Origin of the sequence: Pontixanthobacter aestiaquae (assembly GCF_009827455.1) — a bacterium.
Classification (GTDB): domain Bacteria; phylum Pseudomonadota; class Alphaproteobacteria; order Sphingomonadales; family Sphingomonadaceae; genus Pontixanthobacter; species Pontixanthobacter aestiaquae.
In genome coordinates this window covers 1,441,029-1,463,203 of the sequence record NZ_WTYZ01000001.1, presented here as the reverse complement: position 1 = coordinate 1,463,203, position 22,175 = coordinate 1,441,029, and the positions used below count along the sequence as shown (strand labels likewise).

Annotated in this window: 27 protein-coding genes; 9 read left to right on the top strand and 18 right to left on the bottom strand. The window is 56.7% G+C overall.

Annotation, left to right across the window (positions count from 1 at the left end; translation table 11 throughout):
• Positions 1-60: 60 nt before the first annotated feature.
• Positions 61-1,602, top strand: coding sequence for a CpaF family protein (locus tag GRI35_RS06930; protein ID WP_160613487.1), 1,542 nt, complete (start codon positions 61-63; stop codon positions 1,600-1,602).
• Between the two features lie 23 nt (positions 1,603-1,625).
• On the opposite strand, the gene GRI35_RS06925 is transcribed toward GRI35_RS06930, so the two are convergent.
• Positions 1,626-1,871 (bottom strand): hypothetical protein, encoded by a 246-nt coding sequence (locus GRI35_RS06925; protein WP_160613486.1) that lies wholly within the window; start codon positions 1,869-1,871, stop codon positions 1,626-1,628.
• An 86-nt stretch (positions 1,872-1,957) separates the two neighbouring features.
• Here GRI35_RS06925 and GRI35_RS06920 point away from each other — a divergent pair, with 86 nt between their 5' ends.
• Both GRI35_RS06920 and GRI35_RS06915 read left to right on the top strand, forming a co-directional pair.
• Complete coding sequence (locus GRI35_RS06920; RefSeq protein ID WP_160613485.1) at positions 1,958-2,863, top strand: DMT family transporter; 906 nt, start codon at positions 1,958-1,960, stop codon at positions 2,861-2,863.
• A gap of 75 nt (positions 2,864-2,938) precedes the next feature.
• The gene (locus tag GRI35_RS06915; RefSeq protein WP_160613484.1) at positions 2,939-3,070 is read left to right on the top strand and encodes an entericidin A/B family lipoprotein; all 132 of its coding nucleotides are present in this window, start codon (positions 2,939-2,941) and stop codon (positions 3,068-3,070) included.
• Between the two features lie 60 nt (positions 3,071-3,130).
• Here GRI35_RS06915 and GRI35_RS06910 read toward each other — a convergent pair whose 3' ends face one another.
• The 8 genes from GRI35_RS06910 to GRI35_RS06875 form a co-directional block, all read right to left on the bottom strand.
• Complete coding sequence (locus GRI35_RS06910; protein ID WP_160613483.1) at positions 3,131-3,718, bottom strand: DUF938 domain-containing protein; 588 nt, start codon at positions 3,716-3,718, stop codon at positions 3,131-3,133.
• Between the two features lie 12 nt (positions 3,719-3,730).
• Positions 3,731-4,201, bottom strand: coding sequence for an ABA4-like family protein (locus GRI35_RS06905; protein WP_160613482.1), 471 nt, complete (start codon positions 4,199-4,201; stop codon positions 3,731-3,733).
• A gap of 14 nt (positions 4,202-4,215) precedes the next feature.
• On the bottom strand, positions 4,216-4,908 hold the full coding sequence (locus tag GRI35_RS06900; protein ID WP_160613481.1) for an NAD(P)H-binding protein: 693 nt from the start codon (positions 4,906-4,908) through the stop codon (positions 4,216-4,218).
• A complete protein-coding gene (locus tag GRI35_RS06895) occupies positions 4,901-6,061 on the bottom strand; it encodes a deoxyguanosinetriphosphate triphosphohydrolase (protein ID WP_160613480.1) in 1,161 nt (386 codons plus the stop codon). Before GRI35_RS06895 ends, GRI35_RS06900 begins: the two co-directional genes overlap by 8 nt.
• 60 nt (positions 6,062-6,121) lie before the next feature.
• A complete protein-coding gene (locus GRI35_RS06890; protein ID WP_160613479.1) occupies positions 6,122-6,829 on the bottom strand; it encodes an aspartate/glutamate racemase family protein in 708 nt (235 codons plus the stop codon).
• 93 nt (positions 6,830-6,922) lie between these two features.
• On the bottom strand, positions 6,923-7,912 hold the full coding sequence (locus GRI35_RS06885; protein ID WP_160613478.1) for an alpha/beta fold hydrolase: 990 nt from the start codon (positions 7,910-7,912) through the stop codon (positions 6,923-6,925).
• A gap of 161 nt (positions 7,913-8,073) precedes the next feature.
• Positions 8,074-9,105 (bottom strand): SO2930 family diheme c-type cytochrome, encoded by a 1,032-nt coding sequence (locus tag GRI35_RS06880; protein ID WP_160613477.1) that lies wholly within the window; start codon positions 9,103-9,105, stop codon positions 8,074-8,076.
• Complete coding sequence (locus tag GRI35_RS06875; RefSeq protein WP_160613476.1) at positions 9,102-10,310, bottom strand: parallel beta-helix domain-containing protein; 1,209 nt, start codon at positions 10,308-10,310, stop codon at positions 9,102-9,104. Before GRI35_RS06875 ends, GRI35_RS06880 begins: the two co-directional genes overlap by 4 nt.
• Positions 10,311-10,413: 103 nt before the next feature.
• Between GRI35_RS06875 and GRI35_RS06870 the strand changes: the two genes are divergently transcribed.
• Positions 10,414-10,830 (top strand): DUF2147 domain-containing protein, encoded by a 417-nt coding sequence (locus tag GRI35_RS06870; RefSeq protein ID WP_160613475.1) that lies wholly within the window; start codon positions 10,414-10,416, stop codon positions 10,828-10,830.
• Positions 10,831-10,836: 6 nt separating this feature from the next.
• Here the strand turns inward: GRI35_RS06870 and GRI35_RS06865 are convergent, their stop codons facing one another.
• From GRI35_RS06865 to GRI35_RS06840, 6 genes are read right to left on the bottom strand one after another with little or no spacing between them, the layout of a single operon-like run.
• Entirely contained in the window at positions 10,837-11,178 is a 342-nt protein-coding gene (locus tag GRI35_RS06865; RefSeq protein ID WP_160613474.1) for a hypothetical protein, read from the bottom strand.
• Positions 11,178-12,632, bottom strand: coding sequence for an NAD(P)(+) transhydrogenase (Re/Si-specific) subunit beta (locus tag GRI35_RS06860; RefSeq protein WP_160613473.1), 1,455 nt, complete (start codon positions 12,630-12,632; stop codon positions 11,178-11,180). The genes GRI35_RS06865 and GRI35_RS06860 overlap by 1 nt, the downstream gene beginning before the upstream one ends.
• Entirely contained in the window at positions 12,629-12,913 is a 285-nt protein-coding gene (locus tag GRI35_RS06855; RefSeq protein ID WP_160613472.1) for an NAD(P) transhydrogenase subunit alpha, read from the bottom strand. The genes GRI35_RS06860 and GRI35_RS06855 overlap by 4 nt, the downstream gene beginning before the upstream one ends.
• A 48-nt stretch (positions 12,914-12,961) precedes the next feature.
• Positions 12,962-13,375, bottom strand: a complete 414-nt coding sequence (locus GRI35_RS06850) for a hypothetical protein (protein ID WP_160613471.1) — start codon at positions 13,373-13,375, stop codon at positions 12,962-12,964.
• Positions 13,372-14,493, bottom strand: coding sequence for an NAD(P) transhydrogenase subunit alpha (locus GRI35_RS06845; protein WP_160613470.1), 1,122 nt, complete (start codon positions 14,491-14,493; stop codon positions 13,372-13,374). Before GRI35_RS06845 ends, GRI35_RS06850 begins: the two co-directional genes overlap by 4 nt.
• A gap of 10 nt (positions 14,494-14,503) precedes the next feature.
• The gene (locus GRI35_RS06840; RefSeq protein WP_160613469.1) at positions 14,504-14,629 is read right to left on the bottom strand and encodes an aa3-type cytochrome c oxidase subunit IV; all 126 of its coding nucleotides are present in this window, start codon (positions 14,627-14,629) and stop codon (positions 14,504-14,506) included.
• Between the two features lie 167 nt (positions 14,630-14,796).
• On the opposite strand from GRI35_RS06840, the gene GRI35_RS06835 reads away from it, so the two are divergent.
• The 3 genes from GRI35_RS06835 to GRI35_RS06825 all read left to right on the top strand — a co-directional run bounded on the left by GRI35_RS06835 (position 14,797) and on the right by GRI35_RS06825 (position 17,632).
• Positions 14,797-16,227, top strand: a complete 1,431-nt coding sequence (locus GRI35_RS06835) for a sigma-54-dependent transcriptional regulator (protein WP_160613468.1) — start codon at positions 14,797-14,799, stop codon at positions 16,225-16,227.
• 43 nt (positions 16,228-16,270) lie between these two features.
• Positions 16,271-17,032 carry an SDR family NAD(P)-dependent oxidoreductase gene (locus GRI35_RS06830; RefSeq protein WP_160613467.1) on the top strand — a complete coding sequence of 254 codons (762 nt, stop codon included), beginning with the start codon at positions 16,271-16,273 and terminating at the stop codon, positions 17,030-17,032.
• Positions 17,033-17,230: 198 nt separating this feature from the next.
• Positions 17,231-17,632: a hypothetical protein gene (locus tag GRI35_RS06825; protein WP_160613466.1), complete on the top strand. Its 402-nt coding sequence runs from the start codon at positions 17,231-17,233 to the stop codon at positions 17,630-17,632.
• 19 nt (positions 17,633-17,651) lie between these two features.
• On the opposite strand, the gene folP is transcribed toward GRI35_RS06825, so the two are convergent.
• Positions 17,652-18,779 (bottom strand): dihydropteroate synthase, encoded by a 1,128-nt coding sequence (gene folP, locus GRI35_RS06820; RefSeq protein WP_160613465.1) that lies wholly within the window; start codon positions 18,777-18,779, stop codon positions 17,652-17,654.
• A gap of 589 nt (positions 18,780-19,368) precedes the next feature.
• Here folP and GRI35_RS13705 point away from each other — a divergent pair.
• Positions 19,369-19,509, top strand: a complete 141-nt coding sequence (locus GRI35_RS13705) for a hypothetical protein (RefSeq protein ID WP_202390526.1) — start codon at positions 19,369-19,371, stop codon at positions 19,507-19,509.
• Positions 19,510-19,516: 7 nt separating this feature from the next.
• Positions 19,517-19,759 (top strand): hypothetical protein, encoded by a 243-nt coding sequence (locus GRI35_RS06815; protein WP_160613464.1) that lies wholly within the window; start codon positions 19,517-19,519, stop codon positions 19,757-19,759.
• Between the two features lie 175 nt (positions 19,760-19,934).
• Here the strand turns inward: GRI35_RS06815 and GRI35_RS06810 are convergent, their stop codons facing one another.
• Both GRI35_RS06810 and GRI35_RS06805 read right to left on the bottom strand, forming a co-directional pair.
• On the bottom strand, positions 19,935-20,468 hold the full coding sequence (locus GRI35_RS06810; RefSeq protein WP_160613463.1) for an SET domain-containing protein-lysine N-methyltransferase: 534 nt from the start codon (positions 20,466-20,468) through the stop codon (positions 19,935-19,937).
• A 397-nt stretch (positions 20,469-20,865) separates the two neighbouring features.
• Positions 20,866-22,023, bottom strand: coding sequence for a site-specific DNA-methyltransferase (locus tag GRI35_RS06805; RefSeq protein WP_407985156.1), 1,158 nt, complete (start codon positions 22,021-22,023; stop codon positions 20,866-20,868).
• Positions 22,024-22,175 lie beyond the last annotated feature (152 nt).

Sequence of the window (22,175 nt, the reverse complement as noted above, 5' to 3'; positions counted from 1 at the left end):
AGTGATTAATGTTTTTGGTGATGCTCCGTAACCGGGAAGTCACAAATAGGGGACGCCACGATGAGCGCTTTCGGACGTAAGAATGGACCCAGCGGGATGAAATCCGGCGCACGTCCCTCTTTCGGCGTAGCACGCCCGATGAAGGGCGGCGATAAAGCAGCCCCCAAAAGGGACGATGTTCCTCCTCCCGGCGGTGAGCAATTCCCTCCTTTGCCGGGTGAGGATCCTACCGCGCCCGCCGAAGCGGTATCCAGCGCGCAACCCAGCAAAAACGATGCGATGACTCGTCTGGCCGACCGCGCCAATGCGGTCATGGAAGGCAATGCAGAAGTTGGCGGTTTTGAAGCCAGCGTTCACAAAATCAAGGAGCAAGTGCTTCCACGCCTGCTCGAACGAGTTGACCCCGAAGCGGCGGCAACGCTGACCAAGGAAGAACTCTCCGAAGAATTCCGCCCGATCATCATGGAAGTGCTGGCCGAACTCAAAGTCACGCTCAACCGCCGTGAACAGTTCGCTCTCGAGAAGGTTCTGATTGACGAATTGCTCGGTTTTGGGCCGCTGGAAGAACTGCTGAACGACCCTGACATCTCGGATATCATGGTCAATGGCCCTGAGCAGACCTACATCGAAAAAGGCGGTAAACTGGTGCAGGCACCAATCCGTTTCCGCGATGAAAACCACCTGTTCCAGATCGCTCAGCGCATCGTGAACCAAGTCGGCCGCCGCGTCGACCAAACCACACCGCTCGCCGATGCCCGATTGAAAGACGGTTCGCGTGTGAACGTCATCGTTCCGCCGTTGTCACTCAAAGGCACCGCGTTATCCATTCGTAAATTCTCCGAGAAGCCGATTACGATCGATATGCTCAAAGAATTTGGCTCGATGAGCGACAAGATGGCCACCGCGCTGAAAATCGCGGGTGCGTGCCGGATGAATGTCGTTATCTCGGGCGGTACGGGCTCTGGTAAAACAACCATGCTCAACGCCTTGTCGAAGATGATTGATCCCGGCGAGCGTGTTCTGACGATTGAGGATGCCGCCGAACTTCGTCTGCAACAGCCGCACTGGCTGCCGCTGGAAACTCGCCCGCCGAACCTTGAAGGCCAAGGCGCGATTACCATTGGCGACCTCGTTAAGAACGCCCTGCGTATGCGTCCTGACCGCATTATCCTGGGTGAGATTCGCGGGGCGGAGTGTTTTGACCTTCTCGCTGCAATGAACACCGGCCACGATGGCTCCATGTGTACGCTGCACGCCAACTCTCCGCGCGAATGTCTTGGACGTATGGAAAATATGATCCTGATGGGTGACATCAAAATCCCGAAAGAAGCCATTTCGCGCCAGATTGCGGAGTCGGTCGATATTATTGTGCAGGTGAAACGTCTGCGCGACGGTTCGCGCCGTACCACCAACATTACCGAGGTAATCGGTATGGAAGGCGACGTGATCGTGACGCAGGAATTGTTCAAGTTCGAATATCTGGACGAGGACGATGACGGCAAGATCATCGGCGAGTATCGGGCGTCGGGCCTACGCCCTTATACGCTCGAGAAATCGCGTCAGTTTGGTTTCGACCAAGCGTATTTGGAAGCGTGTCTCTAATTCAGCAGCAAGGCTATTAGAGCCTATTCACCACTAAAGATGCCTTTGACGGCCAGAGCAATTAACCCTGCGCCAATCATGGCGCTGAACATAAATACGCCAGTCCATGGGACCCAGCCGATCCGATCTATTCTGGCGACCTTGTTCCGACGTTTCTCGGCAAATAATGCAAATATTGCGACGCCGATCAGCATCAACCCCCACAGCCCGACGATCTTCGCCTCACTGGCGAAGGTCCAAAACCGTTCGATCTGATCTGCCCATGACATAGCTCGCGCCATATGGGAGCGTGCGCTTTGCTTCTCAATAGGAGAAGTGCGGTTGATCGGCACTCTACTTACCCTATGGCCGCGCCATGGACGGTTCCGTTGCTTCTCCGCGCCCGATGCTTGCTTTGGGTGTGCGCTTTTTGACAGCGCTAACGCTTGCGACGATGGGCGCATTGCTGAAGCTGGCCGAGCAACGCGGGGCGCATCTGCTTGAATTGATCTTTTGGCGGCAGGCTCTGACTGTCGTGCTGGTCGGCAGCTTTCTGGTGCTGATCGGCAAGATCGCCACTGTTAAAACACGGCGACTATCTGCGCATATCCGCCGCGCGGTTTACGGAATAACCGGCATGGTTTTTGTCTATGGCGCAGTTGTCTTGCTGCCCTTGGCAGAAGCCACAACGCTGAGCTTCACCACACCAATGTGGGCGGTGGTGCTGTCGATGGTCCTGTTTCGTGAGAAGATCGGCTTTTATCGCGGGGCTGCGATTGCTCTGGGCTTCGCAGGAGTGCTGATCGTGATGCAGCCTGGCGGCGATATGCTTAATCCAGCGGGCACGCTAGTGGGTTTGATTGCGGCCTTTCTGGTCGCGCTCATTTCCATCCAAATCCAGGATTTGAACACGACCGAGAGCCCGTGGGCCATTGTGTTCTGGTTTACTGCACTCACCGCTCCGTTGGCGGCGCTGGCCATGCCGTTCGTGGCAAGTGCGCATGACCCGACCACGTGGCTCATTATCCTTGCCATGGCCTTATGCGGCGCGACGGCGCAGATGCTGCTCACCACCAGCCTGCGTTTTGGATCGGCGGCAACTATCATCATTATGGACTACACATCGCTGATCTGGGCGACATTATTTGGCTATTTCATTTTCGGGCGTGTTCCGCCTGCGACGCTGGCAATCGGCGCTCCGCTCATCATAGCCTCAGGGCTACTCGTCGCATGGCGGCAGAGGGTATTGTCGAAGCAGGCGCCAGCCCAGACCGAGACCTAGGGAACCGCAATCTGTTTTTCGCGTTTTCGCTTCATACCAGTGCGCATTTTGCGCGAAGAAATTGGAGAAAAGCTCATGACACGTAAGATATTTCTTGCCATCGGCATCACCGCTATGTCGCTCACAGCGACAGCATGCAACACAGTCAAAGGTCTGGGCGAAGACATCCAATCGGTCGGTCAAAGCGGTGAAGACGCAATCGACTGAGTGATAATACCCTAAGGGTCGCAGGGTTTCGCCCGTTCGTTTTTTTGAACGGGCGTTGCTCTATTTGCGATATGCCAGCAGTAAATTGTTTGCAGGCATGGAGTGGCGTGCGGTTCGCTTGAGCCCGTGCTTCTCGGCCAGTTCGTCCAGGTCAGCAATCCGCCGCAACCCCCAGCCCGGACAGCGCGCTTTTAAACTCCCATCGAAGTCGAGATTGGATTGCGCTGTCGGCACATCTTCCTCGATATAGGGCCCGTATGTAATCAGAGCGCCGCCTTTGGACAGGATCGATCCGGCATTGCGAAACAGACCAACTGTCGCCGCCCACTGGCTGATATGGATCATGTTGCAGCATAGAATTGCCACGCAACTCGCTATTGTCCAATTCGATGCAGCATCGATTTGAATTGGAGGAAGAATGTTGGTCAGTTGAGCTTCGTCAGACCATGCCGAGATCGAAGCCAAGGCTTCGTCTTCATAATCACTCGGTTGCCAGACCAAATCGGGAAATTGTTGTGCGAAATACACGGCGTGTTCGCCCGAACCACTGGCAACCTCCAAAACTGTTCCAGCTTCAGGAAGTTCGCCAGCAAGCACAGCGGCAATCGCCTCCCGATTGCGCAAAGTTGCTGGGGCGTGGCGTTTCATCGCGTGGCGCAATCAAACATTGATGCGATTGCGTTTCCAACCGAATGTCCGCGCCCTGCCTTCGCGGATAATCAGCCACATAAACAACCCAATCGGGCCAAGCATGAACGTGAAAAGCAGGACCGGTGCCTGCAAAACCCGCGAGAAGTACTTCGCATCGGCATCACGCGCTATCCAAAGGCCGACGAACAAATCAAACGCGAGATAGTGTACCCAGCCCACTGTCAATCCTCCGTCAGAGGCAAACAATGCGCGAACACCTTCGATGCTGGTGAAACTACCGGCTCCACCTTCACCCGAAGCGCCGGAGTCTACAAAACCGCCGATTAGCGAGACCATTCCTACAGTATAAACCAAACAGAGCAGAGCGACGCCGAGATACATCACGGCGCTCAAGATAAACGGCTTGCGCGGCAGCAGGATCAGAGCAAACCACGCGGCCATCGCCAGATAGTTCGCTGATTTGAATACGAGATCCCACATGGTTTTTTCCTGCCCTAGTCTTGCAATTGCGGCAGGCTGTGTGCCGCGCGCAAAATTGCATCATTATCATGTTTGAACTTGCCCGCTGCCTTGCGCATCGACAGCGCCAATGCCGCATCGGCAACATCCTCGGCCGATATTGACCGGTATTTACGATATTTGCCGTGCATCAACAGGTCAGTCAGCGGACTGAGAGTGATGCCCAGCCTCTCACCCGCACGGCGATCATTGCTACGTGCGCCGCGGAGCAATCCGGGCCGGAAGATATCGACGCGGTCGAAACCGATCTTCAGCAGATCGCGCTCGACTTCCCCTTTGACGCGCAGATAGAAGTTTTTCGAACCGGCATCCGCTCCGGTCGAACTGACTGCGATAATCCTCTCGACGCCGTGCTCATGCGCCGCCTTCGCAGTATCCAGAACCAAGTCCTGATCGACTGCACGAAAAGCTTCCTCGCTCTTGCCCGATTTGTTCCATGTGGTGCCAAGCGCACTGACCAAGACATCCGGCTTGATTTGACCGATCACCTTGCCCCACTGATCAGGCTCGGCAAGCATCATCTCCATCCGCGCACCTTCAGGCAGCTTCATCTCACGCCGGGCGATACCGAAGACGCGTATATCTTCGCGGCCAACCGCCCGTTCGATGATCGTGCGCCCGATCAAGCCGGTCGCACCAACGATTGCAATCTTGACCAAGTCAGACATTGCTCAACCCAGCTGGCGCAGAGCCATAAATCCTGGCGCATTGGTCAATAGCGTAGCGGTCCGTCATGCCCGCGATATAATCCGCAACATGGCGGCTGCGGGCGGGTTCGCTCTCGGGCAAGGTCGCGTGCCAATCGTGAGGAAGAAGCGAGGCATCCTGTTCATAGGCAGCGTATATCCGCGACACGACATCGCGCGCTTTCTCCGCAGTGGAAAGCTGCTCGGGGTGGTAATAGAGCTTCTCATACATGAAGTTCTTCAGCTTCCTTTCGGACTGCGCGAAGCCGGGCGAGAACGTCGCGAGCATTTTGCCTGCGCCATGAACATCATCCAGCGTTTCAATCCCGCTTACCGCCTTGCGCGTATGTTCGATCACATCATTGACCATCAGGCCGATCTGCCCGCGGACCAATTCGCGTAGCTGACGCTCTCTTTGCGCGCCGGGAAAGCGCTTTTCGACCATGCGCCACTGGTCGGCGACGAAATCGAGCGTGAGCAACTCGTCCAGATCGATAAAGCCTGCGCGCAAACCGTCATCAATGTCGTGATTGTCGTAGGCAATATCATCGGCAATCGCCGCGACTTGCGCTTCCAGCGAGGGATGTTTCCGGAGTGCAAGCGGATAATCTGCATCCAGTTCGGCCAATGCCCAGCTTGGTTCCTCGACCGGCCCGTTGTGCTTGGCCAAGCCTTCCAGAAGCTCCCACGTCAGGTTCAGCCCCTCATGGTCGCAATAGGGGCTTTCCAGCCGCATCAGCGTGCGCAGCGACTGCGCATTGTGATCAAACCCGCCATGCTTTTCCATCGCCAGCGACAGAGCTTTCTCCCCGGCATGGCCGAAAGGTGGATGACCGATATCATGTGCCAGACAAAGCGCCTCGGTGAGATCTTCGTCCAGACCCAACGTTCGCGCGATGACGCGGCCGATCTGCGCGACTTCCAAGCTGTGCGTCAGCCGTGTGCGGTAATGATCGCCGTCGGGCGCAATGAACACCTGCGTCTTGCTACGCAAGCGGCGGAAGGAAATCGAGTGAATGATCCGGTCACGGTCTCGCTGGAACTCGCTGCGCGGACCGCGCGTGCTATCTCTGTTTTCGAGGAATTCACGGCCACGAGAAGCGGTCGGATCAGCGGCGTAAGGGGCACGTGTCATAGGTGCGCGCGGCTTAGAGAATGCGGTGCCAGCCGACAACGGGAACAATCTGGCAACAGATCAATCGCCCCTGTGGTTCTCACCGAATATCCAGTCGACTGCAGCCTCGCAGTGAATGCTGGCGGAATCGAAGATCGGCAGGACATTGGCGTTGATATCGACTACCAATTCCAGCTCGGTGCACGCCAAGATGATAGCCGTCGCGCCCCTTTGTTGCTTTTGCGTGATGATCGTCTTGAACAACCGTTCCGCATCACGGCTGGCTTTGCCTGCCATCAGTTCTTCGTAAATAATCCTATCGATCAGATCGACGTTACCCATGTCGGGTGACATCAGATCGACACCATGCGCAACAATCCGCTGGCGGAAGAAGCTTTCGGTCATCACATTGCGGCGTCCGATAAGCGCCACATTGGTTTTGCCGGCTTCTGCGACTTTTGCGCCAATGCAATCACCTGCGTGAAGAATGGGAATATCGACCGCGTCTGAGATCGCAGCAAAGTCCTTGTGCATCGAGTTCGCGCAGATCACGAGGCCTTCAGCGCCCGCTTGTTCCATCCGTTTGGCAGAGCCAACCAGATGCTGCGTTGCCGCGTCCCAATCGGCATCATCCTTTAGCGCATGCAGCGACGCAAAATCCAAACTCTCGATCAGCAGTGGCGCGGTAGTGCGCGTAGTCGTCCGCCGTTGGACCAGCCGGTTGATCTGCTCAAAATACGTCCGGGTGGAGACCCAGCTCATCCCCCCGATCAATCCCAATTTACGCACTGCTTTTGATCTCCGCTCAAATATTCGCGAATATCCTCGCGCTGTAGCAATCTATCAGGTGTTCGCCCTGCGTCTATAGGTCAGTGGAAAGCCTTACTCTGCCCCAGTTTCAATCGTTTCCGGCAGGTTTGCCATAAAGCTACGAACTGTTGCTGCAGTTTCATTCGGCGCCTCTTCCATGGGCAAATGCCCGATATTCGGCAGTACCAGTAGTTCGCTATTTGGCAGATGAGTATTGAGCCATTCCCCTGCGGATAGAGGAATAATAGCGTCTTCCTCTCCCCAGATGATCAGCGAGGGAATATCAAGCGACGCCATTTGTTCTTCAGTGAACGGCACTCTGGTCTGGCTGAAACGGAAGATTGTCGCCGCGCGGTTGCCGGGATAGCGCAGCATTTCCCAATAGCGATCTACGGCTTCGTCAGTCACGATGTCCTGGTTTGTTACGCTCTGACGCAGGCTCTGCTCGACCATGCTGCGCGGCGTAACGTGCTTCATCAGCTCGCGAACACCCGGTGTCTGCGCGATAGTAAATCCGATATTGCCGCCACTTCCTTTCGTGCCGTCCTCGTCGTTTTTCTGTCGCGGCGGACCGCCGGCATCGACCAGGATCATCGCTTCCAGCCGTTCCGGATGTTGCAGGGCATATGCAAGAGTATGACCGCCCCCCATGGAATTGCCGCCAAGTGTAAACCGCGTCAGCTTTAGCTTGCCGGCAACCCGGTCAATCGTATCCACATAGGTCTGGATAGTGTAATCTTCATCAGGTGTCGCGCCGGTCAAGCCGTGTCCCGGCTGGTCAAACCGAATGATCCGGTAAGTGTCCGACAACCGCTCAACCCATGGATTCCACGTGAGCAAATCGGCGTTCGATCCGTGGAGAAGCACAATCGCAGGAGCATCTCTAGGACCTTCATCGCGAAGGTGAACAACCAGCCCGCTGTCCAGCTCGACAAATTGCGAAGGCTCGCCGCCATATTTGGCGCGCATCTCTGCCGGATCGGTATCGGGCGTGCGCAGAAACAGGAACGCGATGACCAACAGCGCGACGACAACACCGATAATTCTCAGCAGCCATTTCATGTCAAATTTCCTTCCGATTTACGGATAAAACCCAACACGATGGAACACATGGAACAGGGTCCAAGAGAAGGAATCGGGAGGGGGTAAAGAGGGATGGTTGTCATGCGATATGAGTAGCGTTTGTTGGACGGGTAGGACAGCGCTTCGTGTGAACCGCTACCTCAAAACGTCTTCTCCGGCATCGCATCAATCCAGCGGGTTATCACATCGACACCGTCCTTATCGACAGTTGTTTTGCCAAGCTCTGGCATCGCCACCCCGGGATTATCGCTGCCCATCCGGTGCACCATGATCGAGCGCGTGGAATCGCCGGGCACAATCGAGAAGTTCAGTCCGCCCGATCCGCGTCCAGCAGCGACCGGTCGCTTGCGAATACCGACGGCGGTCGGGTCATCCTGCTCCCACCGAAGATCGAGGCCCGAATTCGAGGCCTTTCCTTGCGGCTGATGGCAATGCGCGCAATTCACGTCGAGATAAGCGCGCGCCGTAGCGTTCACATCAGCTTTCTGGCGATGCTCCCACACCGGCAGTGTATTTGTGCCATCAGGCACTGCATCGACATGCCCCGCCTTAACCATATCCGCCATCCAGTCGCCCGAAAGATTGCGCGCTTTGGGGCCAATCGGCACGACCGCATCATCGATACTGTGGCATTGTTTGCACTGGTTCTTATTGGGCACACGGTAGCTGATCGTGCCATGTTCAGGCGTATCCACTTCCAGCCGCGCACCGACCAATGCGAGCTTCGCCTCAGTCTGCTCCTCATTCCACTTATAGGGCAACGCGAGCCAGCCATCAGCCCGATGCAGCAGAACGCGCGTTTCAATCAGACGCCTATCCTCACCTTCGCCATAGGCAAAGGTCTTGATCAAAGCGCTACCAACCGGGAATTGCAGCAACCCCTCGCCATCGGCAACTGCCTGCTTGCCCGCCGGCACATAGGCAAAGCGCAGCTTGATCGCGCTATCGGTATAGAGCGGTGTGTTGAGCCGGTAGGGGATGACACCCGCACTCGGGATCTGTGCAGTCGCATCAGCGAAGAAGCCATAATCCGATAGCGAGCGTGGCAGTTTAGTTTCCAGAACTGCCGTATCATTGACAGCTGTTACTGCGACCACCGTCGCCTGCACAGCAATTGCGCAGCCCGCAGAAAGCGCGGCAGCGCCCAAAATGGAGAGACTCAGCCGCTTCATTGCTTGACGGCCGCCTCCATCGCCTCTGGCAGCACAATTGGCTTCAGCACCAGCGGCTTGTCTGCGTCACCCGAAAGATCGACCACGCTCGGCTTGGCTTCGGTGAATGGCTGCGCGGGCTTGGTAAAGCCGAGCGACAACACGGGCACATCATCCTGCACCACAATGTCGCTGCCATTGCCATCATGCGTCACTGGCGGGATCGTGCCGCCAAATGCAGCTGCAAGCATCTCGCCGCCGCGCATTGCCGGTTTATATCCGGCGCGGCCCTGAACATTATCCTTCACCAGAATATTGACCGGCAGCGGATTGTAATCCGCGTCCTCGGTCTGATTGGGATAGGCGGTAATCAGCACATTACCGGTCGCATTTTCAGCAAACACATTGCCGAACACTTCCACATTGAAGTGGCTCATCACCATCACACCCATGCCCGATGGGACACTGGCCACGATATTGCCCTCGGGCGCGAAATTGCGCGTATTGTTGTCGACGACGATATTGTTGAACACACGCACATCGCGGCCGCCTTGCTGCGGAATATCGGGCAAGTCGAATACCAGAATACCGCCGGTGTTGTTCACCGCGAGATTGTTATAAACATCCGCTCCATAGCTGTTTTCGATCTCGATTCCGGCCACATTGTATTTGGCGACCGAATTGCGCACGATGATGTTTTTCGATTGGCCGACATAGATACCTGCATCAGACGCAGCGATGGTGGTCACACTATCGACCAGCACATTCTCGCTCTCGACCGGATAGATCGCATAGGCACCGTTTTCTTCATGCGGGCCGCGCGTCCATTCGACGCGGAGTTTGTAATAGACGATATTGTCGGCGCCTTTGGATTTGATCCCGTCGCCTTTGGAATTCTCCATTCCAAACTCGCGCAGCACAACATTGTCGCTGGTCACCAGCAGCCCCTCGCCTGCGCCCAACTGGTTCGAGAAATCGAGCACAGTCTGATCCATCCCCGCACCGCGCAATGTCACGCCATCGACATCCAGACTAAGCCCGTCGGTCAATGCGAAGCGGCCTGCCGCAAGGACGATCTCGTCACCTGGTTCGGCCAGAATAAGCGCTTCCTGCAATCGTTCCTGCGCGCCCTCGCCAGGAGCAACCGTGATTGTGTCGGCCCATGCAGGTGTTGCCGCCATCAGCAAAGCACCGGCGGCAAGACAGATGCGGTTCAGCTTATTCATTCTACGTCTCCCTTTGAAACTCACTCTGCGCCAAAATCAATGTGAAACCAAGTCGCAGTTTTGGGCGTATCTATAATTAGAACGATAAATGAGGATACCGAACATGACACTTGCCCGTTCTCTGCTGCCCGCGATTGCCGCTTTCGCGTTCGCAACGCCTGCACAAGCAGCGCCCGCCTCAATCGCAGGCAATTGGAAGACCGATGACGGCAAATCGGTAATCCAGTTTTACAAATGCGGCAGCTCCATGTGCGGCAAAATTTCCAAGTTTCTTGTGGCAGAACCCAAAGGCGGCGCGCGCGATACAGAAAATCCCGACAAGGCGAAGCGCGATCGAAAACTGCTTGGTTTGCCCATCTTCTGGAGCCTGAAACCCGGCGGCGAACGTTTCAAAGGCCAAGGCTACAGCCCCGAAGATGGCCGTTACTTTAACGCACAGGTCTGGCGCAGCGGCAGCATTCTGAAAGTCAGAGGGTGCGTCGCAGTGTTCTGCAAAACAGTGAATTTCACCAGAGCGTGAGGCTGCTCAGCCAATACCGATGGCGCAGAGCCCTGCGCTGGAAGTGACGACCGTGACGGTTTCTGTGTCGGTCCCGCGCCGCAAGCGCTTGATTAGATCGCCGAGCCCATCGGGCTTGTCGGTCTCTCCGTCACGCGGTGCCATTCCTTGCCGCAGCTCGTAAAGCTGCTGAATGCTCAGCCGGTCAACCATGCGGGCCGCCATACAACTGGCCCGCTTTTCCGACATGCCCGATTCCAGCAATGCGGACTCGACGCGCCACTGCACAACCGGCTTCGCGAGGCCTGTTTGAAGCGCAATCCCCACGAGCAGAACCAGCACAATGATGGCAAAGAGCAGCTTGCGCATCAATCGATGCTCTTCACGATCTCTTCGACCATCTTTTTCGCATCGGACAGCAGCATCATGGTCTGGTCCATATAAAACACATCATTGTCGACGCCGGCATAACCGACCCCGCCCATGCTGCGCTTGATGAAAAAGACCTGCTTGGCCTTGTCCACATCGAACACCGGCATACCGTAGATTGGCGATGATTTGTCGGTCTTCGCCGCCGGGTTCACAACGTCATTCGCGCCGATGATGAAAGCGACATCCGCCTGCGCAAATTCGCTGTTGATGTCTTCCAGCTCGAACACTTTGTCGTAATCGACGCTGGCTTCGGCGAGCAGCACATTCATGTGCCCCGGCATCCGTCCCGCAACCGGGTGGATGGCAAATTTTACGCTGACGCCCTTTTCTTCCAGCAGATCGCACATTTCGCGCAGAGCATGCTGCGCCTGCGCCACCGCCATACCGTAACCCGGGATGATGATGACGTTCTCGGCCTGCTCCAGCATGAAGGCCGCGTCGGCCGCACTGCCTTGTTTATACGGGCGCTGCTCGCGCGGTTCACCATCGCCGCTGCCGCTATCATCCGCACCAAATCCGCCCGCGATAACGCTGATGAAACTGCGGTTCATGGCCTTGCACATGATGTAGCTGAGGATCGCCCCCGATGAACCGACCAGCGCGCCGGTAATAATCATTGCAGTGTTACCCAGCGTGAAGCCCATCGCCGCTGCCGCCCAGCCGGAGTAACTGTTCAGCATCGACACCACGACCGGCATATCTGCCCCGCCAATCGGAATGATCAACAGGAAGCCGATAATAAACGCCGCGACCGTAATCCAGATAATGAGCTGACCTTCGCCCGCTCCCGCCGCACCGGACACTGCATAGGCAGCAATCATCCCGAGAATGGCGAGAAGCGTTCCCAGATTGATGAAATGCCGCATAGGCAGCAGGATCGGATTGCCGCTCATCCGCCCCGACAGCTTCAGGAAAGCTATGACCGAGCCGGAGAAGGTGATCGCACCGATCGCGATACCGAGGCCGAGTTCGATCCGGCTGACCGTCAGGATTTGCCCCGCGCTATCGGTAATCCCGAACGATGCGGGGTCCAGCCAAGCGGCCAAACCCACAACAACTGCCGCGAGACCAACCAGAGAGTGAAAGCCTGCGACCAGTTCCGGCATCGCTGTCATCGCGATCTTGCGCGCTACAGTGACTCCGATAACCCCGCCCAAGAACATTGCGATGCCGATTTCCGGCAGTGTAGCAACATCATGCGTGACCAGCGTGGTCACGACAGCGATCAACATACCGATCATGCCATAACGGTTGCCCGCGCGGCTCGTTTGCGGCGAACTCAGTCCGCGCAGAGCAAGAATGAAGAGCACTCCCGCTGCGAGATAGGCGAGCATCGCCCAGGCCGGTGTGCCAGCGCCTACAGCGCCCGATGCCAGGACGGAGAGCATCATTTGCCCTCCTTCTTCTTATACATCGCCAGCATTCGCTCGGTAACAGCGAAACCGCCAAAAATATTGACGCTCGCCAGCACGACCCCGAACAGCCCCAGCCACTTTGCGGCGGGACTGCCCGCTTCAGCCGCCGCGATCAACGCGCCGACTATAATCACGGACGAAATCGCATTGGTCACCGCCATCAGCGGCGTATGCAGCGCGGGTGTCACCGACCACACGACGTAGTAGCCGACAAAGCAGGCCATTACGAAAATCGAAAGTATCGAGATAAAGTCCACAGGAGGCCTTTCGTCAGGTCAGTGAATTACAAATATTCAGCGCGATGATCAGATCATTCCCGCCATTTTTTCGAGCGCCGCTAGACGCCGGTTCAAATCTTCCAGCTCGGCATTGAAAGCGGCCATGCTCTCTTCGTTATCGGTCGGGCCGCATTCTGCGGTGTTGACGCTCCAAAAGTGATTGAAGCGCCCCTCGACAATCGCGAGATCGACTGCGAACGGCGTATCCGCGACCCAATCGCGCAATTTCTGGAAGCGCTCCGCAGGCTCGGCATAACGCGCCAGTTGGTCGGTATTCGCTGTATAAGGGCAGACCGGATTGAGCTTGGCATAGGTTTCAAATGCCTCGGCCCGGAATGCTGCTCCGGCAATCGCTTCATCGCGGCCATAGTCTGGTCCGCTGCCACTCAACTGCGAACAGCCAGCTAGAGCGAACAGGAAAAGCGGAGCTAACGGCTTCATCCGAGCAGCCTTTCATTCACAATTTTACCGCCTTGCGTCAGCCGCACGGCATCACCGATTTCCTCGTCGAGCACAGGCTTGCCTTGCTCTGCGTCCCAGAACGCGGAGAGGAAATTGTAGAGATTGCGTGCAAACAGCGCCGATGCATCTGCCGCCAGATGGCTGGGTGTGTTGGAGAAACCCATGATCTTGACGCCATGCTTCACCACTATCTTGTCAGGCTCGCTGCCTTCGACATTGCCGCCCTGCGCAACCGCCAGATCGAAAATCACGCTGCCTTGCTTCATCGTAGCGATCTGCGCGTCGGAAATCAGGCGCGGTGCAGCGCGACCCGGGATCAGCGCGGTCGTGATCACGATATCCTGTTTGGCAATATGACTGGATACCAGTTCGGCCTGCGCCTTCTGGTATTCTTCACTCATTTCGGTGGCGTAGCCGCCGCTGCCCTCGCCTTCGATACCCGCGACGTTCTCCACGAAGATCGGCTTGGCACCGAGCGACTGAATCTGCTCCTTGGTGGCACTGCGAACATCAGTCGCGCTGACCTGCGCGCCAAGACGCTTGGCGGTCGCGATGGCTTGCAAGCCCGCAACGCCGACACCCATGACAAAGCAACGCGCCGCCTGAACCGTCCCGGCAGCCGTCATCATCATCGGAAAAGCGCGGCCATATTCATTGGCTGCAGAAATCACCGCCTTGTAGCCTGACAGGTTGGACTGGCTGGACAGAACATCCATGCTTTGCGCCCGTGTAATGCGCGGCATGAATTCCATTGATAACGCTTCGAAGCCCGCCTTGGCATAGGCCTCGACCCGACCCTTGTCGCCGACCGGATCGAAAGTCGCGGCAACCCACGCGCCCTTTGCAGCGCCTTTCAGCGCCGCAACATCGGGAGCCTGCACGCTGAGAATAATCTCTGCCCCCTCAGCCGCTTTTGCTGCCGTCGCGATGGTAGCGCCCGCATCTTCAAAAGCAGCATCGGAAATCGACGCAGTTTCGCCAGCGCCTTTTTCGACAGTCACTTCGGCACCGAGCGCAATGAACTTCTTCACCGTTTCGGGAGTGATCGAAACGCGCGCTTCACCGGCGGCGCGTTCTTTCAGGGCTGCGATTTGCAAAGTGGCGATCTTAGTTGGAGATCAGAATGACGACGATGGCGGTAATGACCGCAATCACGGGTACCGTCCATTTCAAATTAGCGATGAAGGCGCTGTAGGTTTTCTCCGCCGCTTTCATGTCGTTTGCCGATGCCATTATACGTATTCCCCATTTGAAAAGTGTTGAACGAGACGTTCGGTAGCGGTCTATCGCGCGCTTTGCTGTGCATCAAGGGCCTGAAACTTCTTCTTAGCCTTAATTAGACCTTTACCGGTTCGCTCTAAACGGAGGGTCTGTACCGCAACGGGACGGTTTTGGAGACTATGGCAGAGAGCGAATCGCGCCTTTTGATGCTGATCGATGATGAGCCGGCGCAAAGCCGGTTGATCACTGCACTCGCCGCGCGCGAGGGTTGGCGCACGCTTGTCGTCGAGGATTCAGAGACCGCGATTGCGATGCTCGGAACACGCCAAGGCATGCAATGCTCAGCGATTATTCTCGATCAATGGGTTCCAGGCGATGATGCCTGTACTTTGATCGAAGAACTTAAAGCACGCCGTCCGGCCATGCCGATCCTGATGCTGACCACCAGCGCTAGTCCGCTGCTCGCGGTCGAAGCAATGCGTTCGGGTGCGACAGATTACCTTATCAAGCCGGTCTCGCCTGATCGGCTGATGCAGGCACTGCGCAGTTCTACCAAGCAAGAGGCGCCTAAAGACGAGCTGCAGCCGCTGACCGAGAAAATGAATACCGTGCTCGATTTCGACGCGATGATCGGCAATGCCCCGGAATTTCGCTCGGCATTGGCCAAAGCTGCCAAGGCTGCACGCGGGCACGGGCCGGTTCTGATCGAGGGCGAAAGTGGAACCGGCAAGGAAATGTTGCTGCGCGCAATGCATGGGGCCAGCCCGCGCGCCAAAGCACCGATGCGCCTGATCAATGTCCGCAGCGTGGCGGCCAATTCCATCGAATCTGTCCTGTTCGGGCATGAGCAGAACGCTTTTCCGGGCGCATTTGACCGCCAGATCGGCGCTTTGCAACAATGCGATGGCGGCACGCTGATCCTCGACGAGATCGACCGTTTGGATGCAGATTTGCAGGCCAAATTGGCAGAGACAATGTCGTCCGGCATCGTGCGGCCCATTGGTGCCAAGCACGGTTTCAAGATCGACGTCCGTTTGCTCTGCGCGAGCAATCTGCCGCTCACCGATCTAATCGACGAGAAAAACAATATCGGGCACTTCCATCCGGATCTGCTGGACGAGATCTCGCAAACCAAAATATCGTTGCCGCCCCTGCGCGACCGCCAGGGTGACATCACGGCGTTGTCGCGTCATTTCCTCGCCCGCTTTGGCGATCAACCTGGAATGGTGCAAAAGTCGATCAGCGATGGCGCGCTGACTTTGCTGGCCGCCTATGATTGGCCGGGCAACGTGCGCCAATTACAGGCTGTTTTGTTCCGTGCCGCCGTGTTCTGCGACAAGGAAACTCTCACCGCTGAATCCTTCCCGCAATTGTCCGAAATCCTTGGTGAACTCGACGATGCAATTAATCCGCTTCAGGAAGGTGTCGGCGTTATGCTCTACACGCCTGACGGGAATTTGCGTCCGCTGGAAGAGATCGAAGCTGATGTGATCCGCCTCGCCATCGGCCACTATCGCGGACGCATGACAGAGGTCGCACGCCGCCTCGGCATTGGCCGCTCGACGCTCTACCGCAAGCTCGGCGATCTCGGGATTGGCGACGCAGCCTAAATCGGCCTAGGCCCCGGCATGTCTTACTGCTAGGCGCCGCTCCATGAAAAACGAACTCGATTTTAGCGGGCGTTCTGCGCTTATCACTGGTGCTGCCTCGGGCATTGGCGCGGCGAGCGCGAAGTGGCTCGACCAGAGCGGTATCGGAAAGCTGATCTTGATCGACAAGGATGCAGACGGCCTCGCAGCGATGGAGCTGTCCTGCGACACAGAGCTCCACACCGCCGATGTCAGTGATGAGGGTTTCTGGAACGGACTTGATGTCACTCTCGACAGTCTCGATCATGCGATCGTCAATGCGGGTATTGGAGCGTTTGCCCCGATAGCGGACCACACATTCAGCGATTGGCGCAAAGTGATGAGCGTCAATCTGGATGGCGCATTTTTGACCCTGCGCACGGCACTACGCGCGATGAAAAAATCGGGCGGAGGGAGCGCGGTTCTGGTCGCCTCTATCACTGGCCACAAAGCTGTACCCGCCATCGGCGCCTATGGTGTCGCCAAAGCCGGCGTTTCGCACATGGCACGCCTCGCAGCGGCTGAAGGCGCAGCGGATAAGATCCGCGTCAACGCTATTGCCCCGGGCGGGGTCGACACGGCGATCTGGGACGCTGGTGAAGCCTTTCAGAAGATGGTCGAAGAGCAAGGCCGCGAAGCCGCCTTACAAGCGCTCGCCGTTGGAACACCGCGCGGCAAACTTGCAACATCAGACGAGATCGCCGGAAATATCGGCTACCTGCTGAGCGATGCCGCCGCCAATATCACCGGAACGGTGCAAATAAGCGACGGCGGTTTTTCGCTCTAGGGTCAGGAACGGGAACGGACGCCTACGAGCAGGCTCGCTGCGTCCTAACCGCCACCAGCATCAACGCTGCCCGCAGCGCTGAACGGTGCGAGGTAGCATGCGATAGTTCTCGATTTTGACGCGATATTAAGGCTTATCGCGCTAGTCTAGCAGCCGATGATCGTGCCAGTTGGGGCAGATCCAACGCGAGGACCACACATGGCACAGGACGAATTCCAACAGGTTTGCGACCAGTTTTCAAGCGTGGTCGACGACGAGCAATTCGAGCGGTTCCGCTGGGACCGGGACGAAGCCCCGAAACTCGCGCGGTTGGTCGAGCTGGTGAAGGAATCTTTTGAAGGCCGCCGTGATTTTGAACTTGCCGAAGAAGGCGCGACATCCGACTTCAAACAATATGTCATCAAGGTGCACAGCAAGCGTACCGTGGCCGTTTCGGTGAAGCTGCAGGATGGCAAGGCCGTGCTGGGTTGCGATACCGTGGACAGAAGCGCCTACACGCTGGCTTCCAAAGAGCCTGTCACCACCGACTATGACAACGTCGACGAACAATGGATCGCCGATGCTCTCAAAACGCTGATCAGCCGGGTACGCGCACCGTAATCTGCCAACGGTTGCGAAGTTACCTCGCCGGAAGATCAGCCGCAATATCCCCGAAGTCAGTAAGCGCCGCATCGCGCATCCCGCGCCACACATTGCGCGCCTGAACCGCCGGTGCAACATCGTGAACACGGTGCAGTTGTACCCCCGCATTCATTCCCGCAATTGTCAGCGCGATACTACCGCCCAAGCGCTGCTCGGCCGGTGCCTCATTCGATAGCGCACCAATCATCCGCTTACGACTGGCGCCCAGCAGCAACGGCTGCCCCAGCGCATGAAACAACGGCAGAGCGTTCATCAGCGCAAGGTTCTCAGCCAGCGATTTGCCAAAACCGATGCCCGGATCGAGGATGATATTTGCTCGATCAATACCCGCAGCGATCGCTGCATCACGCCGCGCTTGGAGCCAGTCAAACACATCGAACACAACGTTCAAATAGTTCGCGTTGCGGTGAAGGTCCTCTCCTTCCCCCGGTGCATGCATCAGCACCACCGGGCATCCGCGCGCAGCCATCAGCTCCAGACTACGCGGATCATGCCTCAAAGCCGACACGTCATTGATGATATGCGCGCCCGCGTCGAGCGCAGCCTCCATAACCGCCGGACGCCGCGTATCGACACTGATCGCCGCGCCCATTGCAGAACAATATTCGACCGCTGGCAACACCCGCTCCAGCTCGTCGCCTTCCCATGTCGCTGGCGCACCAGGACGTGTGCTTTCGCCGCCAATATCGACCATCGCCGCGCCTGCTTCGAGCATCGCCGCGGCATGCGCGCGGCCTGCCTCGACGTCATCCAGAAACTCGCCGCCGTCCGAGAAACTGTCGGGCGTCACGTTGAGAATGCCCATGATCTGCGGCTGATCGAGCACGATTGTCCGGTCGCCAAGGTGTAACGGTTGATGCGTAGCGCCCAGTGCCGTCCATTGCGCCTGCGCTGCACTCGCCAGATCATCGGGCAGCGCGGACAGCACATCGTCCATACCAGAAGGCGCCACCAGCCACCGCTGAACTGTCTTGCCACCGCTCCGATGCAACACCGCAAACCGGTGCGCATAGACCATCCCGCCCGCAAGCCGGACCGTATCGCCTTCCTCACTTTGCGGGCTTTCAGACGGCCCGATGGGCCGGATGTATATCTTATCGGTCATTTGGCTCTCAACATCCTCTTCACGTCAATTCCGCGAAAGCGGGAACCGCGGGGGTGGCTAGGCGCTCGATTACTCCGGGTTCCCGCTTTCGCGGGAATGACGGGCGGTTAAGATCTGTCATGCGCAGTTCTCCCCTCGGTAAATCCAACACGATGGAACACATGGAACAGGGTCCAAGAGAAGGAATCGGAACAGATTGGATTTGTAATGATCATCCTGCGATTCTAGCGGTGCAGAAGCCCGTAGGACAGAGACGATATCGCCTTATTATCATCGTGATGTCGATTTCCCGACTACCGCCGAAACCTGCTTCCATTTTTGAGGGTTTAATCAGCGTTTAGCGCTGACAAGTGTAAGCCTGCCTTACAATCATTGCCCAGCGTCCCCATATCTATTCTACGTCGTTGCGGCATGTTGGCCGGAACGCTGTCTGACGGTGTCTCCTTACGATCAGATTTTAACTGATCGGCTTTCCTGAGACAGATTTAGCAATCGCCACGTACGGATGTTCGACAGACCGAAACGAGCGATCCTGCAGGACTGCCAACAAACAGTTCCGTATGAATAAAGATCAAGGAAAGCCCAATCAATGGCCAAGTCACAAAGAAAATCGAAGCGTGAGATCCGCAAGCCGAAAGCAGAGAAGGTCAAAACCAACGCCTCGAATCCATCACAAAAAGCTGGTGTAATTCCAGGCCTGGAACACATGAAAACCGGACGCGGCAAGTAACACCCCGGTGCGCCTGACCGCAGAAAAGTGCCGCGCCGAACAGGCACGTCAACTGGACTTGTCCCTAAGCGATCCCCTGCTCAATCGCCGCCGGATTGCGGCCACGGCAGCCGAGGCGTGGGGCAAAGAGGCGTTACGAGCAGAAGAGTATGAAGCTGACGCGACGGCTCCGCTCAGCCAAGAAGATACCGAAATTGCGCAAGAATTTGCCGAAGAAGCCAAAGGCGAGCAGGGCACGCATGCAGATTAGACACTTTGTGATCTACGGGCTGGTGGCGCTGCTCGTCGTGATGCTCATTGCCTTGGCCGTTGGGCTTTACCGCCACTTCACGTCGGGGCCGAGAGATAGCAGTAATTAGCGCGTGACAGAATGTAGAGCAGGTAAAGCCGCTCTCTCGCAACCTACCAACTGAGCGCAGGGATTTCTACAAGCTGTCGATAGCTCCTCTAAAATCAGCGACAACGCGCTTTGAATCCAGGACCGGACGTTTGGACAATGTGTTCTCCCTGTCGATTTCCAACAGGTAAGGCGCGACAAATCCGGCGTAATGATCCTTGCGCCGCTGTGGTAAGTCTTTCCAGCCAGTGATAGTCTCGCGACAACCTACCGTTCCGCAAGAGCACGGATAGGGGAAATGCTCTATACGAAAATTGCGCATCGCATAATCATACGTCGCTTCCTCCTCCACGCCGATATCTCTGATCGCAACGATATCATGGCCTCCGGATTCGTTCAGGATGATACCGCAATTCGGGTCGCAAGAATGATTGAAGATCGAGCTGAAACCTTTGTGAAAGCCGAATTTTGTCTTGCTCAATTGCGATGCATGAGAGTGATTTTGGACGGGGATGTCGTCGAGCACACCTACGTAGAGAGTTTCACCCCGTGTGAATGGCTCTAGGGCGAAGACACCCTGACCACGGCCACGGGTGAATCGGCGTTCAATATTGGCAGTCATGACAGAGTCCTCTTGCGCACGGGACGGTACTGCCGTCCGCGGTCGAATTTCGTGGAGTTTGCGGGATATTGTGTGACGCCTAGATGTCCACGCGCTGAGCGCAGACGCTTTTCACAAAGATCAACAGCGTCGTGTTCGCCTGAAACAGGTTCGTCCCATGCGAAATTCATCAACGCTATTTGGTGGTCATAGAGAAGTCTATTGAGGTCCAATGCGCTTTACTCCCTGATGCGGGAGCGCAATTGTCTCTCAGTCGAAGAGGGGCATTAAAAATGGTCTCTCGATGACTTTTATATGGTAACCCTTCTATCGCTTTACAAGCTCATGGGGAGAGTATCTGTTCGGTATCCGGTCGCGCTTTTTCGCCTGTTCGCGCGCCCAAATTGCTACCGGACCGTCAATCCTCAACCGCCAACAAGTAATCCTGCCGCGCTGCATCGATCGGCTTCACGTCGCCATCGACCTCATAGTGCCAGAACGTCCAGCCGTTGCAGCTTGGGGCATCTTGCAACTCTTTGCCGAGCCCGTGGATTGAACCGGCTTGCTTGCCATGCGTTACAGAACCGTCGGCGCGGACTTCTGCGATCCAGCGGCGCTTCTTGTCGAAGATTTTGGTACCCGGTTTGATATAGCCGTTCTCGACCAGCGCGCCGAAAGCGACTTTGGGGGCATTGCGGCCCGCTTGCATAGTTTGCAGCGCGCTTTCGTCTAGCGGAAGCTCTTTCTCGATCCGCTTGAGAGCGGCTTCGGTATAGATGCTTTCACGCTCGCAGCCGATCCATTCGCGGCCCAAACGTTTCGCAACCGCGCCGGTCGTGCCGGTGCCGAAGAACGGGTCGAGCACAACGTCGCCTTTCTCGGTTGTCGCCAGCATCACGCGGTAGAGCAGTGCCTCTGGCTTTTGTGTTGGGTGGACCTTTGTGCCGCCTTCTTTCAAACGCTCACCGCCGCCGCAGATGGGCAGCACCCAATCGCTGCGCATTTGCAGTTCATCGTTCAGCGTTTTCATTGCGCGGTAATTGAAGTGGTATTTCGCTTTTTCACCCTGCGAACACCAGATCAGCGTCTCATGCGCATTGGTGAATCGGGTGCCGCGGAAATTGGGCATCGGATTGCTCTTGCGCCACACGACATCGTTGAGAATCCAGAAGCCTAAATCCTGCAGAATCGCGCCGACGCGGAAGATATTGTGATAGCTGCCGATGACCCACAGCGCGCCATCGGGTTTGAGAATGCGTTTGGCTTCTGTCAGCCAAGCCTTGGTGAAATCGTCATAGATTTTGAAGCTATCGAACTGGTCCCAATCATCGGTAACCGCATCGACTGCGCTGCCATCGGGACGGTTGAGATCGCCGCCGAGCTGAAGGTTGTAGGGTGGGTCTGCGAACACCAGATCGATGCTGGCATCGGGGATGCTCCGCATCGCCTCCACACAGTCGCCAGACAGGATCTGACCCAAGGGTAATTTGGACGGCAGATCGGCCTTCTGGACTTCGGTCTTCTTGGCGCGAGCCTTGGTTGGTGCGCGCTTTAGTAAGGTCTCTTGGACCCCCATACTCATTCCCCCGATTGAAGTTATCCACAGGGTGAGTCCTAGCGGACTCCACGTCAAGGAAAGAGTTTTCGCAGAACATGGTTAACAGGCCGCTAACCATGGCGGAACCAAGAGTGAACGAAAAGAGTCCCCCACAACATATTGAGTCTGCT